Source organism: Nocardia yamanashiensis NBRC 100130 (assembly GCF_001613325.1).
GTDB classification, from domain to species: Bacteria; Actinomycetota; Actinomycetes; order Mycobacteriales; family Mycobacteriaceae; genus Nocardia; species Nocardia yamanashiensis.
Map to the genome: position 1 here is coordinate 83554 of NZ_BDCD01000013.1, position 18053 is coordinate 101606.

The 18053-nt window shown below is 70.0% G+C and carries 1 protein-coding gene (running past one end of the window); it reads right to left on the reverse strand.

Annotated features, from left to right (window positions below):
* A protein-coding gene (locus tag NY1_RS13545) for a WXG100-like domain-containing protein (protein ID WP_067711996.1) crosses the window boundary here: on the reverse strand, positions 1-18053 show its 3' portion. The gene runs 15547 nt beyond the window's last position; only the last 18053 of its 33600 coding nucleotides appear in the window; the start codon falls outside the window, past its right edge; it ends in the stop codon at positions 1-3.

Here is an 18053-nt window from a genome sequence, read left to right on the forward strand (position 1 = left end):
TCACCCGAAAATGCTGCCCCGCCGCACCGGATCGGACAACACGTCGCGGATCAGCAGACCGAGATCGGCGTCCGCCGGAAGCGCGCGATAGCGCAGCTCGCACTGCGGCGTGCCGGCCGCGCTCACCAGCAATCGGTGCAGGCCCTGACCGTTGCGCTCCCAGTACGCGTCGGCGCCCAGCCGGTCCACATGCAGGACTATGTCCTCGATCCGCAACACCAGGCCCAGCTGGCGATCGCGATAGAACAGCACCCGCACACCGTCGATCTGGTCGTAGACGCCAGCCATATTGCCCATACCGTGCGGTGCGGAGGACAGGTCGCCGGTGGAGGGATCCAGCGTCGCGAACTCGCCGTAGCCGGAATGCGAACGCAGCAGCAGGCGGCCGGTGTTCGAGGGTGCGGCGGCGCGGGGGAAGCGGGAACCGCCGCGTGCGGTGTTGCCATTGCCGTTTCCGTTGGCTCCGGGGGCGCCGGGTGAACCCATCATCGGGGAACCGCCGGGGTAGCCGTTGTTCGCGCCGGTTCCGGCGGTGCCATTGCCGGAACCATTGGTAGAGGGAACAGCGGTAGGTGATTCGACCGGCGCAGACGGCTGAGTCCCGTTCGGCGCGTAGCCATTCGGTGCTCCACCGGGCGGAGTGGCTGCTCCACCCCCGCCACCGGGGCGCTCCCACGGCGTATACGGCGCGGGCGTCTGTTCCCACGGCGTATACGGCTGCGGCGACGCAGGCTGCGCCGCACCATTGCCCGCACCTGCCCCGGCGGCTGTACCCGGAGCCGACGAACCATCATGCCCAGCACCGCCATTCGCCGGGTTATAGCCCTGCTGATAGCCGTCGGGCACCGTCGGCAAACTCGGCCAGCTCTGCGCAGGCCCACCAGGTTGCGACGACCCGCCCGGTACTCCAGGGATATTCGACCAGTCCGGGAGCTGCGGAATGCTGGGCGGCCAATTCCCCTCGGGCAGAGAAGGAATAGACGGCAGCGACGGGATCGTCGGGACCGAAGGAACAGATGGGACGGAAGGAACTGACGGCACCGACGGAACAGTCGGAACCGAGGGCACCGACGGAACAGACGGCATCGAGGGCTGCGGCACGTGCGGCTGCGGCTGCGGCTGCGGCTGCGGCTGCGGCTGCGGCTGCGGCTGCGGCTGCGGCTGCGGCTGCGGAGGATGCTGCTGCTCCGGCGGCAACGTCCACGGCGCAGGCTGTTTCGACGGCTCCGGCACGTAATCCGGGAACTCCGGATCGAATTCGTGCGGCAGATGCGGCACATGCGACCGCCAATTCGGCCGCCACTGCGGCAGCTCGCGGCGCGGCGCGGACTGATCCCTGTCGTCGGGACCATCACCGTCGGGCTCACCAGCGTCCGGTTCATCACCGTCGGGCTCACCAGCGTCCGGTCGATCACCGTCGGGCTCACCCGCACCCGGTCGATCGCTCTCAGGCTCCCTTGTGTCCGGTCGATCGCCCTCGGGTTCACTCGTACCCGGATCGCCGCCACTTAGTTCGTCGGGATCCGAGTGATCGGTGCCGGGAGCAACGTTGTCCGGCTCGCTGACCGGTCCGCTGACGATCGGCTCTGTAGTGTCAGGGGTAGTAGGCGCCTTACTATCGGGCGCGTTGCCCTCATGCATGACCTGACCGCTGTGGTCACGGATCGCATGTTCCGTCGAGTTCGGTTCCGGAACGATCGGATTCGGATCCGCCGGTGGCCCATCGTGATCCGCTTCTCGCGTACCCTCGAACCCCTGCTCCGGTCGACCCGGTTGTGTGTTGGGGTCGGCCGGATGACCGGCCTCCGGAGTCGGAGCGGCCGTCGGGCCCGCGTTCGGGCTGACCGGGTCATCTGGCCGGGCCGGTGCTGCGGGGCCGGATTCCTCGGGGCCTTCCGGGCGTTCGCCGGTACGTGGGATGTTCTGGTCCACCCAGTCGACGAACTCTTGTGCGTGGTAGAGGTTTTCGGCGGCGATGCGCAGACCCTCGAAGGCTGCGCCCGGATCCCCCTGGCCCATACGAATGGTCCTGGACTGCAGGTAGTCCATGGTTTCGTCGAGCAGGTCCCGGGTGAGCGAGGATTCATCGGTGCGCAGGCCTGTGACCTCGCGCAGGGTGCGGATGGCCGCGCGCAATTCCTCGCGGGCGGCGTCGCGGACGCGTTCGGCATCGGCGTGCGGATTGTCGGATGTCGCTGCGGCCGTTTCGAGCCGGGTGACTTCCGCACCCCAGCGTTCGGCGGCGGTCTCGGCGCGGTACATGCGGTCGAGTGCGTCGCCGAGAGCGATCACGCGACGGGCGACGATCTCGCCCTGTTCCACGGGACGGGTGCGGGCGGCATAGTCGTCGAGGATGCCTCGATACTCGTCCCTGCTCAGTTGCGATTTCTGCAGCGGGAGGTCGGTTACCGCCGCGTCCACTGCGGCGTGAGCGGCGGTCAATTCCTCTTGCGCGGAAGTCGATTCGCGCCGCGCACGGTCGAGTGGGGATTCCTCCGCGCGGACAGTATCGGCCTGTGCGGCTTGATAACCGGCGATCGCCTCATCCACCAGATGGGTGCGCACAGCCGCCTCACGCAGCCGCTCCACACGGTCCTGCCACGCCTGCTGCTGATCCAGCGGCAACGTACGGGTGGCCAAGTCATCGGTGGTTTCACGGACCCGTTCCGCAGTCAGCTCGGAACGATCCACAGGCATCCCCAGCAAGGCCGCATCGAGTTCGGCTCTAGCTTCCACCCGCGCCCGCTCCATAGCGTCCACCGGAGTCTCCCCCGGCCGCGCATCACCCAGCATCGCCCCTGCAAGCCCGGATTCCGCTGCCCGAGCCCGCAATTCGGCCGCAGTCAAATCCTCCGCAGCCGCGCGCACCGCCTCCACCTGCGCCTGCTGCGCGGGCATCAACCCCTCGCTCATCGGCAGATTGCGCAAATAGTCGAGAGTGGCAGGCAAGCGCCGCGGACCGAGATCCGCAGCAGTGACAGCCCGGCTCGGCTCGGCATATGAGCCCGGCGCGGGCCGTTCCGGCGCAACCGGCAGATTCGACAGCGCGATCTCCACACGCGTCCGCGCCGCCGCGAGATCAGCACGCGCCGAATCGAGTTCACGCGCCGCCGCACTCGGCGACACCGGCGTGGCGGCCTCTCCCCCGAACCGGCCGCCGTGCTCCGTGCCCGGTGGCAGCGCCGTGGCCTCGCCTTGCCGTCGGTTGTATTCCTCGCCGATGAGGGAGAGCGCCTCGATGTCGGCGGCGCGGTTCAGGACTTCCTCGCGTAGGCGGGCGATTTCGGCGTCGATGAGGGCGGGGGTGAGGCGTTCGTGGGGGTCGAGTTTGCCGTCGCGGTATTTCTCGTAGACCTCGGCGTAGCGGTCGGGGCCGGCGTCGGTGAGGTCGACGCCGAGCAAGCGGGTCCAGACGCTGGCGGAGCGGGACGGGTCGTCGGAGGTGTGGGGTTCGCCGATCAATCGGTCGGCTTCGATGAAGCCGCGTAGGAAGGCGGGGGCGGACGGGTCGTGGATGCGCAGTTCGCCGGTGAGTACGCGGGGGTCGGCGGCGGGGTTGTGTTGCAGGCCGTTGGTGAACGGGTCGAGATCACCGAGGGTGGTGAGGTATTCGGTGAGGGCGGCGCGCAGGGGCTCGGCTTCACCGGGGCGGTAGACGATGTCGGCGAGGGCGGATCGCATGGCCGAACCCGAAATGCCCTTGTCCTGCGGGCCGAATTCGAGGTTCTTGTCGTACTGGCGCGGCCACAGGTCTTCGCTGGGCAGGCCCAGGCGTTGCGCCAGCAGGTCCCGCGCGGCATCGGTCGCCTGCTCGTCGATTCCGCGGAGCAGCTTGGCGTAGTCGGCCAGCGCTTTCAGCTGATCCAGGCGGCGAACCTCGGCGACCTTCGGGTCGGTCAGGGCCGCGGCGACGTTCTCCTGGGTGAGCGCACCGGGTTCCAGGCCGAGCTGGGTGGCGAGCCGCCCGCGCATGCGGTTGAGGCCGTTGAAGTTGTCGAGGTCGTCAACGGTCTTCACATAGTCGGCCATCGCCTCGATCTGCGCGGCGCGCAAGGCGTTCTCGTGACACAGCACCTCGATGGTGCCGGCGAACTGGGCGGGATCGAGATCCACCAGATAGACCGACAACCGCTCGGCCAGTTCCTCGCGATCGGCCCGCAGGTCGTCGGTGCCCCGTTCCGCGAGCTCGGCGGCGAGCTCGTCGAGTGCGGACGGCGGCGGGCTCAGTTCCTGCCGGACCTCCCAGACGCCATCGGTGTGGAACAGGGTGGCGGTGAGGCGGCGGCCGTCGACCAGCTCGTCGACGTGGCGAACCTGCGGGGTGTCCAGTTCGCGCACCACGGTGCCGCCGTGCTCGTCCATTCCGACCAGGCGGAAGTCCGGTTGCAGCGCACCGGAATTCAGCAGCGCGGCCAGTTCGGGGTGTTCGGTCAGCGCGCGCGTGAGCAGCTGGCGGTGGTCGAGCTGACCGTCGATGACGAGCAGGCGCGGTGCGGCCCCGGGCTCGCCCGGCAGGAGCGCGATACCGCGGTCGATCATCGCGCCGCCGTGCTCGTGCACCCAATCGCGTGCCAGGCCGGCCGCGAAATCGGCTGTCCGCGTGCGGGCTTCGCCGTCCGCGCGCACGTACTCCTCGACCGCGCGGGTGAATTCGGCCGCGTGGTCGGCCGCATCGCGCATACCCATGCGCAGGTCGCCCAGCGTGTGTTCCAGGCGGTCGGCGCTCAGGTCCGCGAGGTCGATGTCGAGGAACTGCGCCCAGCCCGCACGCTCGTCGCGGATCTGCTCGCGACGCAATGCGCCTTCCAGGTACTCCTTGCGGCCCTGGTCCCGGCCGGGCTCGTCGCTGTCGCTCAGATCGCCGAATGCTCGGCCCGGCTCGCCGCCATTGTTGATGCCCTGCCATTCGAGCATGCGCCGGACATGGGTTGACTCGCCGGACCCGTCCGCCACTTCCCGCGCCAGCCGGCCCAGCGGGTCGTTGTCGAAGAAGCTGACCTCGGGGCTGTAGGGGAAACGGGCGTCTTCCTCGTTGTAGCGGCGCGCGGCATCCGCCAAGGCTTCGATGACGGCCGCCTGGCGCATGGTCAGGTAGTTGTTGCGGTCGGCCTGCCGGGTCAGGGCGTCCGGGTCGGCGTCGGGAACTCGGATGCCTGCCTGGCGCGCGGCGTCCAGCACCTCGCCGAGCGCCCGGTCGCGATCGGCCAGGGCGGCGGCGACATCCTGCGGCAGATGCTCGTCCGCGCCGCCCTCGAACATGGATTCCGGGGTCGGATCGGGCTCCGGTGCGCCGGCGGGCAGGCGCTTGACCGGATCCGGCTGTCCCGCAGCCGATTCCGTGGCTTCCGGCGGTACGCCGTTCATCTCGTCCAGCCCGGCGAACCGCAGCTCGGCATCCCATTGGGCCAGCGTGTGCGGATCGACTTCGGAACGCCACGGGGCGTATTCCTCGCCGTCCGGGGTGAGCATGGCGATGTCGTCGCTCATACCCTCGCGGACGCGGCGCGTGAATCTGTTGAAGCCCGGCAGGCGTTGCCGGTCCTTCCACAGGGTCGCCAGCTCCTTGAGGATGCGCGGCGGATTGAACTTATCCCCGATGTGGGTCAGGTTGTCGAGGTGGAAGACGAATCCGGCCTGCCACACCATCATCGACATGTTCTTGCTGTCGATGGTGGAACCGGACGGATACTTCGGGATGTACCCGGTGAACCCGTCGCGTAATGCCGTCCACAGGCGTTTCAGCAGCGGGCCGCGCGGCTCCTCGGCCTTGGGCGCCGGCGCGGGTTCGGCCGGCTCCGGGCGGCCGGTGAGCTCGGCGCGCCACACACCGTCGGGGCCCTCTGTCAGGTTCACGTGCAAGCGATCGCCGTCCGCCTCGATGACGGCCCGGTGCTGCGGCAGGTTCGGATCGCGGCGATCCAAGGCCAGCAGATCCGCGACTTCCTCAGCGCCACGCACGGTTTCGCCACGCAGTTCGGCAAGCGTCGCTTCGCGGTGCTCGGCGGTCAGCGAATCCGAATCCACGCCGAGCAGACGCGCCCATTCGTCGCGCACCGCCGCGTGCTGAGCGGCGAGGTCGGGTTCGGTGGCGGCATCGTGCCGGACGGCAGCCTCGGCCATCGCCTCGATCGCACCGGCGCGCAACAGATGCTCCAACTGCCGCAGCCCGCCCTCCTCGGCGACGCGCTGCGGTGAACGGTCCGATTCGGGCAGACCCAGACGGTTGGCCAGAGCCTTGCGCAGGTCATCGAGGTTACGGGCGCGCGGCGGACCGTCGGGCTCTTCGGTCGGCTCGGATTCACTCCGACTGCGGTGCGCCGGATCCGGTCGGCCGGCTTCGAGGGCGGTGCGAGCCGCTTCCTCGACGGCCGCGGCCGCGAGCCGGTCGGCGATCCCGAGACGTTCCAGCTCGGCTTCCATGGCGCGAACGTGCTCGGGATCGGCCTCGGTCCGCCAGAATTCCTCGTCGCCATAACGTTCCGCGACACTGAGCGGTTCGAAGTCCGCCGGATACCGCATGGGCCGGGCGCGCTCACCACGGTCCGCATCCCCGAAATATCCACGAGCACGCGCGATTTCAGCGACCTCGCGCAGTACCGAGATCGGATCAGCGTGGCGCGCCATGGCATCGGTCAGCCCGAGCGCCTCCACCAACCGCCGTGCGTACACCAGCTCCTCGGCACTACATGGGACACCGTTCTCCGGCAACAGGTTCCGAACGAACTCCCGTATCGAACGCAAGTGCTCCGGCAGCGGATCCCCGTCACCGATCGCAGCAGGAGTCTCCGCCACCGGCGGCTGAACCGTAACCGTCTCCGCCTCATGCACATTCGCCGTCGCACCGGCGTCAGGCGTCTGCTCGACCAACGTCGGGGTCTGTTCGACCAGCGTCGACGTCCGCTCCACAAGCGTCGACGTCCGCTCACCGCCGGTTGCCAGACCGGATTCGGATCCCGGCTGAACCGGCGGATGCTGGCCTCCTGGCGGTGTGTTCGGGTCCGGATCACCCGGATCGGACGACGGCGGAGCCTCGGGACCGCGCGGCGGACGACCCTCGCCGCCGTTGCCGACAGCGGGCTTGTCTTCGTCGTTCTCGGTCGGCACGTGGCGAGCCGAACCGGAGTCTCCTGAATCTCCGTCCGGTCGGCGTGGCGATCCTGGGCCCGAGTTGGGGTTCTTCGGGTCGTTCGGGTCGTTCGGGGTTGACCCGTCGGGGTCGGCGGGGCCCGGGTCTTCGAGGTCGCGGTGCTGGGAGTCGCGGGGGATGTGCTGGTCGACCCAGTCGGCGAAGGCTTGGGTGCGGTGCAGGTTTTCGGCTGCGGCGCGCAGGGCTTCGAAGGCTGCGCCGGGGTCGCCCTGGCCCATGCGGATGGTGCGCGACTCCAGGTATTCCATGGTGTCGGCGAGCAGGTCCGGGGTGAGCGCCGACTCGTCGGTCAGCAGACCGGTGACCTCGCGCAGGTTCCGGATGGCCTGGCGCAGTTCCGCGCGGGCGGCGTCGCGTGCGCTTTCGGCTCCGGCGTGCGGGGATTCGGAGACCGCGGCGGCTTCCAGGCGCGCCACTTCGTCGGTCCGGCGTTGCGCGGCGGCTTCCGCCTGATGCACCCGTTCCGCTGCTTCGCCGAGGGCGCTGATCCGCTGAACATGAGCCTCGGCCTCGTCGACGCGGATGGTGCGCGCGGCGAGCCGGTCGAGGGTCTCGTTCAGCCGACCAGCGGTCAGCTCGGATTCTTCGACCGGCAGGCCGCGCATGGCTTCGCGCAGGGCCAATCGTGCTGCATCCAATTCGGCTTGCGCGGCAGCGGATTCGCGTCGGACACGGTCCAGTGGGGCCTCGGCGGCGCGGGCCGCGGCGGTCTGGTCGGACTCGTGGCGGGCGATGAGTTCATCCGTCAGGTGGACGCGGGTGGCGGCTTCGCGCAGGTGCTCGACGCGGTCGTGCCATGGCTGCTGCTGATCCAGTGGCAATGCACGCGAAGACAATTCGCCAATCGTCTCGCGCAGTCGCTGCGGAGTGAGATCGGAGTGATCGACTGGCAGTCCGCGCATGGCTTCGTCCAGTGCCGCGAGCGCTTCCGCCCGTCCCCGCCGCAGGGTGTCGAGTGGAGGTTCGGCGGCACCGGCCGCGGGGGTGTCACCCGTGCTATCGATTGGGGGTTCGCCTGCAGGGGATGCTGGGGTCTCGTCCGGGCTGCGGTGTGGGTTGGGTGTAGACCCGTCGGCGAGCAAGGCGGCCTCGAAGCCGGATTCGGCGGCCCGGAGGCGGTTCTCGGCGGCGTGCAGCTGTTCGGCGGCGGTGCGTATCGCATCTACCCGGGCCTGTTGTGCGGACGACAAGCCATCGGCCATCGGCAGATTCGTCAGGTGATCGAGGGTGCCCGGCAGGCGGCGCGGGGTGAGATCGCTGTGCGTGATCGGGTGGCCGGGCTCGGCGCCGGTGCCGGGGGCCGGGCGGTCCGGTGCGACCGGCAGGTTGGCCAGGGCGATGTCGGCGCGGGTGCGGGCGGTCGCGAGATCTCTTCGGGCGGCGTCGAGTTCGGCGGCGGCGGTGCGGGGGTCGACCGGCGGGGCGGGCGGGGGCGCGAGGCGCTGGTTGTAGGCGTCGGCGATGCGCGCCAGGGTTTCGATATCGGCGGCCCGGTTCAGCACTTCCTCGCGCATCCGGGTGACCTCGGCGGCGAGTTGCTCGGGGGTGAGTGTCTCGTGCTTTTCGATCTTGCCGTCGCGGTACTTCTCGTAGATGTCGGCCCACTGCTCGGGCGTGGCATCGCTGAGGTCCAGGCCGAGCAGGCGCGACCACACGCTCGCCGAATGCGCCGGATCGTCGATGCTGTGCGCCGCGCCGATCAGGTCGTCGGCGGCGGCGAAACCGCGCAGGAAGGCCGGGCCGGACGGATCGTGCACGGCTAGTTCGCCATCGGCGGCGCGTGGGTCGGTGGCGGGGTCGTAGCGCAGGCCGTCGGTGAAGGGATCGAGGCCGCCGAGAGTGTCCAGGTATTCGGTGAGCGCGGTGCGCAGGTTCGCCGTCTCGCCCGGGCGGTAGACGATATCGGCGAGCGCGGACAGCATCGACGAGCCCGAGATGCCCTTGTCCTGCGGGCCGAAACCGGTGAGCTGCTTGTTGTAGCGGTTCGGCCACAGCTGCTCGGTATCGAGGTCCAGGCGTTGTGCGAGGAGGTCGCGGGCTGCGTCGGTGGCGTTCTTGTCCAGACCCCCGAGCTGATTCGCGTAGTCGGCCAGGGCTTTCAGCTGATCCAGGCGGCGCACCTTCGGCACCGACGGATCGCTCAGTACCTCGGCTACCCGCTGCGAGGTCAGCTCGCCCGGGTCGAGGCCGAGCTGGTTGGCCAGGCGATTGCGCAGGCGGTCGAGGTCGTGGAAATTGTCGATGGCGTCGCTGGTGCGGATGAAATCCGTCATGCCCTCGATCTGGGCGGCCCGCAAAGCGTTCTCGTGCCGCAACTGGGCGACGGTGTCGGCGAGCTGGTCCGGGCCGAGATCCATCTGGTAGACGGTGAGGCGGGCGGCCAGCTCGTCGCGGGCGGTCAGCAGTTCGTCCGGGCTGCGGTCGGCGAGTTCGGCTGTGAGAGCGTCAATTTCAGACGTCGGCGGGGCACCCGGATCCTGGAGTACGCGCCAGCGTTCGCCGTCGTCGCTGAGCAGGGTGACCGTGAGGCGGCGGCCGTCCACTACCTCGTCGATCTGGCGGACGCGCGGGATTTCCAGCTCGTGCACCTGTGGGCGGCCGTGCTCGTCCACTTCGACCAGGCGCAGATCCAGGTGCAGGGCACCGGAATTCAGCAGTTCGCCCAGCGCCGGATGGGCCGCCAGGGTGCGGGCGAGCGTGGCGTAGTGATCGGCTTGACCGTCGATGATCACCAGATGTGGTGCGTCGCCGGGATTTTCACCCGGGCGAATGCCGACCCCAGGCTCGATCATGGTGCCGCCGTGCGCCAGCACCCAATCCTTGCCCAGGCCCAGGGTGTAGTCGTGGGCACGGGTGTGCGCTTCGTCATCGGCGCGCAGATAGTCGTCGACCGCGTTCCGGAATTCGGCCACCTCGTCGGCGCCGTCGCGGACGCCCATGCGCAGCTCCGAGAGCGTGTGCGCCAGGCGCTCGGGACTCAGGTCGGCAAGATCGACGCCGAGCATCTGCGCCCAGCCAGAGCGTTCGTCGCGAATCTGGTCGCGGCGGAGTGCGTTCTCCAGGAACGACTTCAGGCCATCGTCGCGGCCGGGCTGATCGGTGTAGCTGAGATCGCCCCAGTCCCGGCCCGGCTCGCCGCCATTGTTGACGCCCTCCCAATCGAGGAGGGTGGTGCTGTCACCCTGGGCGCGCGCCACCTCCTTGAGGAAGCGGCCCAGCGGGTCGTTGTCGAAGAAGCTGACTTCGTCGCTGTACGGGATGAGGGCGTGCTCTTCGTTGTAGCGCTGCGCCGCCAATTGCAGTGCTTCGATGACGCCTGCGCGGCGCAGGTTGAGGTAGCTCTGTTCGTCGACCAGGCGGCGCAGGGTCGCGGGGTCGGCGTCAGGTATCGAAATACCCTGGCGGCGCGCGACTTCCAGGAGATCCTGCAGAGCCTGGTCGCGATGGCCGAGCGCGTCCGTCACATCCTGCGGCAGGACGGAGTCGGCGGCATCGCCGTGTACGACCGGTTCCGGCGCGGGCGGGCGTCCGTTCGCGTCCGAATCCGGTTGGGCGGAATCGGAGTCGGGATGGGTGGTGGACTCGTCACTGTGGGTGAGTGGCGCTCCCCCGGCTGCCGGGTCCTGCGCGGACGGGAGTCCACGGGTCACCGGATCCGGATGCGAGGACGGCAGGCCCCTGGCCGGATCCGCCTGCCCGGCAGGCAGTTCGGGGATGTCGTTGCTCTCGGCCAGGCCGGCGCGGCGCAGCATCTCGTCCATAGCGGCCAACTGGGCGGGCGGGACCTCGCTGCGCCACGGCTGGTATTCGCTGCCGTCGCGGGTGTGCATGGGCACGGCGGGCGAGGACGGGTCGTCGATGCGGCGAGTGAGGAAGCGGACCAGCGGCAGGCGATGGCGGGCCTTCCACAGGGTCGCGGTCTCCTTGAGGATGCGCGCCGGATTGATGCTGTCCACACCGGTCAGATCCGGGTCGTGCAGGAGCTCGCCGAGGCCGTGCACCAGTTCGGTCTGGCCCTTGCTGTCATTGCCGGAACCGGACGGGTACTTCGGCGTGTGCCCGGTGAAACCGGACTTCAGCGCCTGCCACAGGCGTTTGGCGAGCGAGGCCCGCGGAGCCGCCGATTCGGCGGACGCGGCCGGCGGCGCGGGATCCGGCCGGTTCACCGGTTCGGCGCGCCAGGTGCCGTCCGCGCCTTCGACGAGGCGGACGTGCACGCGTTCGCCATCGGCCTCCAGCGCCATGCGCCGTTCCGGAGCGTTCGGGTCGCGGCGGTCCAGCGCCAGCAGATCCGCGACGTCCTCCGCACTACGGAGATTCTCCCCGCGCAGCTCCGCCAGCGTGGCCTCCCGGTCCGCGGCGGTCAACCGTTCCGGATCCACACCCAGCAGCCGCGCCCAGTCATCGCGCTGCGCCGCATGCTGCGCCCGATGCTCGGGATCGGTGGCCGCATCGTGCCGCGCAGCGGCCTCGGCCATGGCTTCGATGGCCCCGGCGCGCAACAGGTTCTCGAAGTTCCGCCGCCCGGCCGCCTCCGCGACCCGCTCCGGCGACCGATCCCCTTCGGGCAGGCCGAGCCGGTCCGCCAAGCGCTCCCGCAACTCCTCGAGCGGAATCGCCCGCGGCTTTCGCTCCGCCGGATCGCTCTCCGGCCGTGGGGTATTCGCCTCGTGCGGCTGGGCCGCATGCTCCGGCCGCGAGGCATTCGCCTCGTGCGGCGGGACCGCATGCTCCGGCCGCGAGGCGCCCGCTTCGTGCGGCGAGGCCGCGTGCTCCGGTCGCGTGGTGCCCGCTTCGTGCGGCGAGGCCGCGCCCTCGGGCCGGGGCGTTCCCGCCTCATGAGGTTCGGAAGCAAGTGCCGGCCGTTGCCGCGCGGCGTCCAGTTCGGCACGACGCGCGGCCTCGATTTCCGCCGCCCGCTCCAAACGGTCGGCGATTCCGAGCCGCTCGAGCTCGGCCTCCATCGCCCGAACCTGCTCCGGATCGGCCTCGGTCCGCCAGTACTCCTCCTGCCCATAGCGTTCCTCCGCGGTGAGCGGAGCGAAGTCCTCGGGCCGCGCCATCGGCCGAACCGGCTTCCCCGCCTCGGGATCTCCGAAATGCCCACGCGCCCGCGCCATCTCGGCGATCTCGCGCACCACCCCGATCGGATCCGGATGCCGCGCGAACGCCTCCCCCAACCCGAGCGCATCCAGTAACCGCCGCGCCCGAGCCTGCTCCTCCGGACTCCGCACCTCCCCCGCCTGCGGCTCCAGCCCCTGCACGAACTCCCGCACCGGCCGCAACGCCTCCGGCAGCGGATCCCCGTCACCCAGATACGGCACCCGCTCCCCCGACCCGGCCTCCGCCCCACCGAGCTCCACCGTCTCCGCCTCCGAAGACACCGGCAATGGCTGCGTGGCAACCTCATCCGGCGACACGGCAACCGGCTGAGTCACCACGTCATCCGGCGACGTCGGCAATGGTTGCGTAGCGACGTCATCCGGCGACACAGGCACCGGCCGTGTCGCGACGTCGTCCGGCGATACCGGCACCGGCTGCGTAACAACGTCGTCCGGTGAAATCGGCTGCTGCGGAGTGGTGTTCGAGTCCGGTTCGACGCCGGGCGGAGGCGGCGTTTCGGCATCGGGCGTACCCGAGGGCTGCTCGGGCTCGTTCGGATCGCGCGGCCCGGAGCCGGTCGGATCATCCGGGTCCGAGGACGGCGGGGCGGGCGGACCGCCATCGCGCGGGGGCTTACCCGCGCCACCAGCCGTCGGCCCTGGAGCCGACTCACCCTCGGCCGGGAGTCGGCTGCCGTCGGTTTCGCCGTTGCCGACCAGTTCTGGGCCACGGCGGGGTGCGCCGGGGTCGGTCGGATCGCCGGCGATCGGGTGGGGGGTGGATGTGCTGCCGGATGTGGGGGTGCCGGAGTTGCTTTGGGGCGCGGCCGGGGGTACACCGCCTGGGCCTCCGGGGGTACGCGGAGGGGTGACAGGGGGCGTGGGAGCGCCCGGGGTTGTGGGCGGGAGCAGGGTGTGGACTAGGACGGTGCCGTCTGGGGCCACTTCGACCTGGCGGTAGTCGATCGGGATGCCCTGGGCGGTCAGGTTTGTGCGTTCGGCGGGGGTGAGGACGTTGGAGGGGTCGGCGAGGGGGGTGATGACGTGGATGGCTCGGGGGTCGGTGCTTACGCCGACGCCGGGGCGGATCAGCTGGTCGGAGGCGGTGGTGAGGGCCGATTCGGTGGCTAGGCGATGGGCTTGGGACTCGGCGGATTCGGCGGTGTTGCGCTGTTCGTAGTAGCGCTGGTGTTCGGTTCCGGCTTCGATGTTCTGGCGCAGCAGTTCGACATTGCGGGTCTCGGCGGCCTTCTTTTCGTCGAAGTAGCGGACCATTTCCTCCGGGGGGATGTTGGTCCGGTTCACGACCTCGTGCACTCGTTGCAGTTCGGCGGAATACGCCTCGAGGTAGCGGGTGCGGAGGGTGCGGGTGTCGAGGCCGGTCGGGTCTACGCCGACATTGCGGGCGAGGTCGTCCATGCGCGTGCGGGCCGCGCGCATCGACTCCCTGGCCTCGTGTCCCTGGCGGGCCAGGTCGGTAATGCGCTGCGCGTCGGCCGGATTCGCCGGGACATGCACGTCGGGCGGGCCCACCCGGGTCCAACCGCCGTTCGCGGGCGGCTCGGTGGACGCATGCTGTTGCTGCGCAGCGGATTCGGTTGGTTCGCCGGTTGCGTTGGGTTGCTGAGACTTTCCTGCCTCGTCACCGCTCGAACCCGACTGTTGTTGGGGCTTTCCTCCTTCGTCGCCACTGACACCGGATGGCTGTTGGTGCGCGCCCGTGTTCGATGTGTCGCCAGGCGGAACTGCGGCGCCGGCGGGTGAGCCGGGGGTTTTGGGTGTGGGTGGGGTGGCGGGGGTTCCTGCGGTGGGGTCGCCGGGGTCGGTGCCGTCGGGGTTCGAGCCCGGGCGGTTCGGGTCGGCGGGCAGGTGTTCGCCGATCCAGTCGGCGAAGTCCTGTGCGCGGTGCAGGTTTTCGGCGGCATCGCGGAGGTTGTGGAGGAGGCGGGCGGGGCGGGCGTTGTCGAGTTCGACGGTCGGCGCTTCCGAGCCTTCGGGGACGCGGAGGGTCGGGGTCGCGTTGACGGTGGGTTCGTGCGGGAGGGTCAGGTCCAGCGGGGTGCCGTCGGGGTTCAGGCGGACGGTGGGGGCCTCGGCGGGGTCGACGGGGTCGAGGCGGACCGTGGGGGCTTCCGACGGATCGAGGTGGACGGTCGGGGCCTGGGCGGGGTCGACCGGGTCGACGCGGAGGGTGGGTGCTTGCGACGGGTCCGGAACCAGGCGGTTCGACAGGTCGAGCAGGGTGTCGCCATAGTTGGCCGGCTCGAAATCCGCTGGGGTTAGGCGGATTCCGGTGTGATCGGCCAGGTCGGCGAGAGCCGCGTCGAGCGCGTCGCGGGCCGCGGCGATCACGCGGTCTGCGGCGGCGATCGGGGTGTCGGCGGCGGCTTCGGCGAGATCGGCGAGCTGGCGCTGATCGGCTTCCAGGCGGGCGAGACGATCCTGGGCGTCGAGGTGACGTTCGGCGGCGGTGGCCAGGTCGAGGCGGCCGCGGTCGGTGGGCGACAGCAGCGGGCGGTACGGGTCGCCGATCTCCGCGCGGGTGGCGGCGATCCAGTCCCGGGTCAGCTGATCGCGGGAGACCGGCAGACCCGTCGCGGCGGCGTCCCGGGCGGCTTGCAGTAGGGCGAGATTCTCTCGGGTGTAACGGATTTCGCGTTCCAGGCGGGCACTCGCAGGTTCCGCGTCCCGGACCGCCGCCAGTTCCTCGCCCTGGAAGCGGGCCAGGAATTCCTCGGCGAGGTGCAGCCGGGCGACCGCGTCGCGCACCGGAACGAGTTCGGGCGTCCACACCTCCCCCTGGTCCAGCGGCATGGCCGCCATCCGGTCCACGGCGGCGATGACCCGGTCCACATCGCTGGGCCAGCGGCCCGGCTCCGCCGCCAGCAGCGCTTCGAGATCGGTTCGCGCGCTGTCGACTTCGCGCCGCATAACATCCACCGGCGTCTCATCGGGCGCGGCCGCCGCGGCGAGGTCGGCGCGCAGCGCGGCATCCAGTTCCGCCACTCGCTCCTGGGCCCGCGTGTATTCGGCCGCCGCGTCCCGCAGGTCCTGGATGCGCTGCTCGTTACCGGGCAGGCTGCCCGCCTCGCGGTCGCTGCGGGTCTCCAGATAGTCGGCGGTGCCGGGCATCCGTTGCGGGGTGAGATCGCCGTCCTGGATGGGCCGGTTGTGCTCCAGATACATCCGCCCGATGGCGTGCTCGCGACCGTCGCGGGCCAGTTCCAGTTCGTGCCGGGCGGCCGCGAGATCGGTGAGCAATTGTTCGCGGGTGCGCGGCGGGGTCTCCGGCTCCGGCACTGCGGTGAGCCGATTGTGTTCGGCCGCCAGCTTTTCCAGCGCGTCGATATCGCGCTCACGCTGCGCGATCTCCTCCCGCATGCCGTCGATCGCCGCGGCCAGGTCCTTGGCCTTGAGCCGCTCGTGCTTCTCGACCTTGCCGTCGCGGTAGACCTCGTAGACCTCGGAATACCGCCGCTCGCCCACCCGGTCGACGACCCGGAGCAGCTCGTCGGGGCTCAAGGAGGGCTGATCGGGTTCGCGCGCGGCCCGGTATTCGGCGTAGGCGGTGCGCGGGTCGCCGTCTCGCAATGTGCGCAATACCTGCTCGAATTGCGCGGGCGTCATCCGGTTGTGCAGATCCTTCGCCTGCTCGCGATAGATCTTGACGTTCCGGTCGATGTCCTCGAGGTCCATGCCGAGCAGCCGGGTCCAGATGCTGGAGGACTGCGGCGGAATATCGGAAATCGGTGGCTCGCCGATGGATTCGCTCATCAGCGCCCGCAGCACATTCGGGCCGCGGCGATCATGGATGGGCAGTTCGCCGTCGGCGGCCCGCGGATCCCGGTCCATGTCCAGGCGCAGCCCCTCGCGGAACGGATCCAGCCCGGACAGTGCTGCGGCGTATTCAGCCAGTGCCGCAATGAGTTCGGGGCGTTCCATCGCGCGATACAGCAGATTGTTGATCGCATCCAGCACCGCCTTGGGGTCGGTGCTTTCCGGGTCCGGCCGGTAGTCGACGACCTCGGTCTTTTCCTTGTTCTGGACGTGTTTGTCCGCGTACAGGTCCTCCGGCCGCACCCCCAACCGTTCGGCCAGCTGATCGCGTGCCCGCAGCACCGCCGCGCTGTCGACATTGTCGTTGTCGCGCAGCAACTTCGCGTATGCGAGCAGATCGTCGACGGCCTGCGCGCGCCGTGCCAGCCGAACGTCAGGATCGGCCATGGCCTTGGCCAGCTTCTCCGGCGTCAAGCTGTGCGGGTCGAGTTCCAACCGGTGCGCGAGGTTCTGCAGCACCCGGTCCAGATCGTGGAAATTGTCGATGGCGTCGCTGCTGCGAATGAAATCCGCCATGCCCTCGAGCTGTGCGGCCCGCAGGGCGTTGTCGTGACGCAGGGCCGCGATGGTGGCGGGCAGCAGATCGGGACCGAGGTCCATCAGATAGGTGGTGAGCCGGGCTGCGGCCTCGTTCCGTTCGGCGCGCACCACATCGGGATCGCGCGGCGTCGCCGGTTCCGGACTCGACTCCGGTTCCACGTGCGGGACTCCGGTTTCCGGATGCGCCGCCACGACTCGCCACGGCTCCTCGCCATTGCGCGCCATGAGCAGCGGGGTCTCCCGCCCGTCGACCACCGGGCGCTCCAGGCGCGCGTGCGGGGAATCCACCGCGACCACGGTGACGCCGTCGGGCTGCAGCAGCATGACGCGGTAATCGACCCGCAGCGCACCGTTGTTCACCAGTTCGGCGAGATCCGGACGTCGCGCCAAAGTGTCGGCGAGCACCTGATCGTGGTCGGTATTGCCGCGAATCACCACCAGATGATTGGGGTCGCCGGGGCTTTCGCCGGGTCGAACGCCGACACCGGGTTCGACCAGGACGCCGCCCTGCTCGGTGAGCCAATTGCGCGCGGCGATCTCGTCGAAGTCGGCGGTGCGGGCCTGCGCTTCGTCCTGGCGGCGCAGGAATTCGTCCACGGCGTCGGAGAACTCGGCGAGGCGGTCGGCGCTGTCGCGCACCTCCATGCGCAGATCGCCGATGGTGTGGCGGAGGTCCTCCGGGCTCAGATCGGCGAGGTCCACACCGAGCAGCTGCGCCCAGTTGGAGCGCTCCTCGAGAATCTGATCGCGGCGCAGGGCGTCGTGGAAGAACTGGCCTTCCAGGCGTTCCTCGGCGGACAGGTCCGAATCGTCGAAATGGCGCGCTGATTCGCCGCCATTGTTGACGCCCTCGAAATCCATGGTGGTGGGCCGGATTTCGCGGGGACGGAACTCCAAGCCCGGGTCATCGGGTGCGGCGCCGGCCAATTCGCGGCGGCGGTCGGCCTTGAGCTGCTCGATCCGGGCCTGTTCGACCTCGTAGGCCGCGCGGGCGTAGCGGCCCAGCGGGCTCTTGTCATTGATGGCGACCGGGCGGTAAGGCACCCGGCCGTCCTCCACGTTGTAGCGCTGTGCGACATCGTTGAGCGCCTCGATCGCGCCCGCGCGGCGCATGAGCCGGTAGACGGCTTCGTCGACCGCGCGCCGCAGGGTCGCCGGGCTGTCGTCGCGCAGCTGGATGCCGTCGCGCAGCGCCAGCCGGACCAGTTCGTCCATCGCCGCGTCGCGGGCGGTGAGTGCGTCCACCAGGGACTCCGGCACGTCCGGGCCGAATCGGTGCGCGGGTGTCTCCGCGGGCGTACTCGGCTCCGGCTTGGGCGGCAGTTCGGCGGCGTAGTCGGCTTCGGTCTTGAAGCCGCCGAGCCGCATGGATTCCTCGACCTCGGCGCGCAGGAACGGATCGGCTTCGGTGTACCAGGGCTGGTATT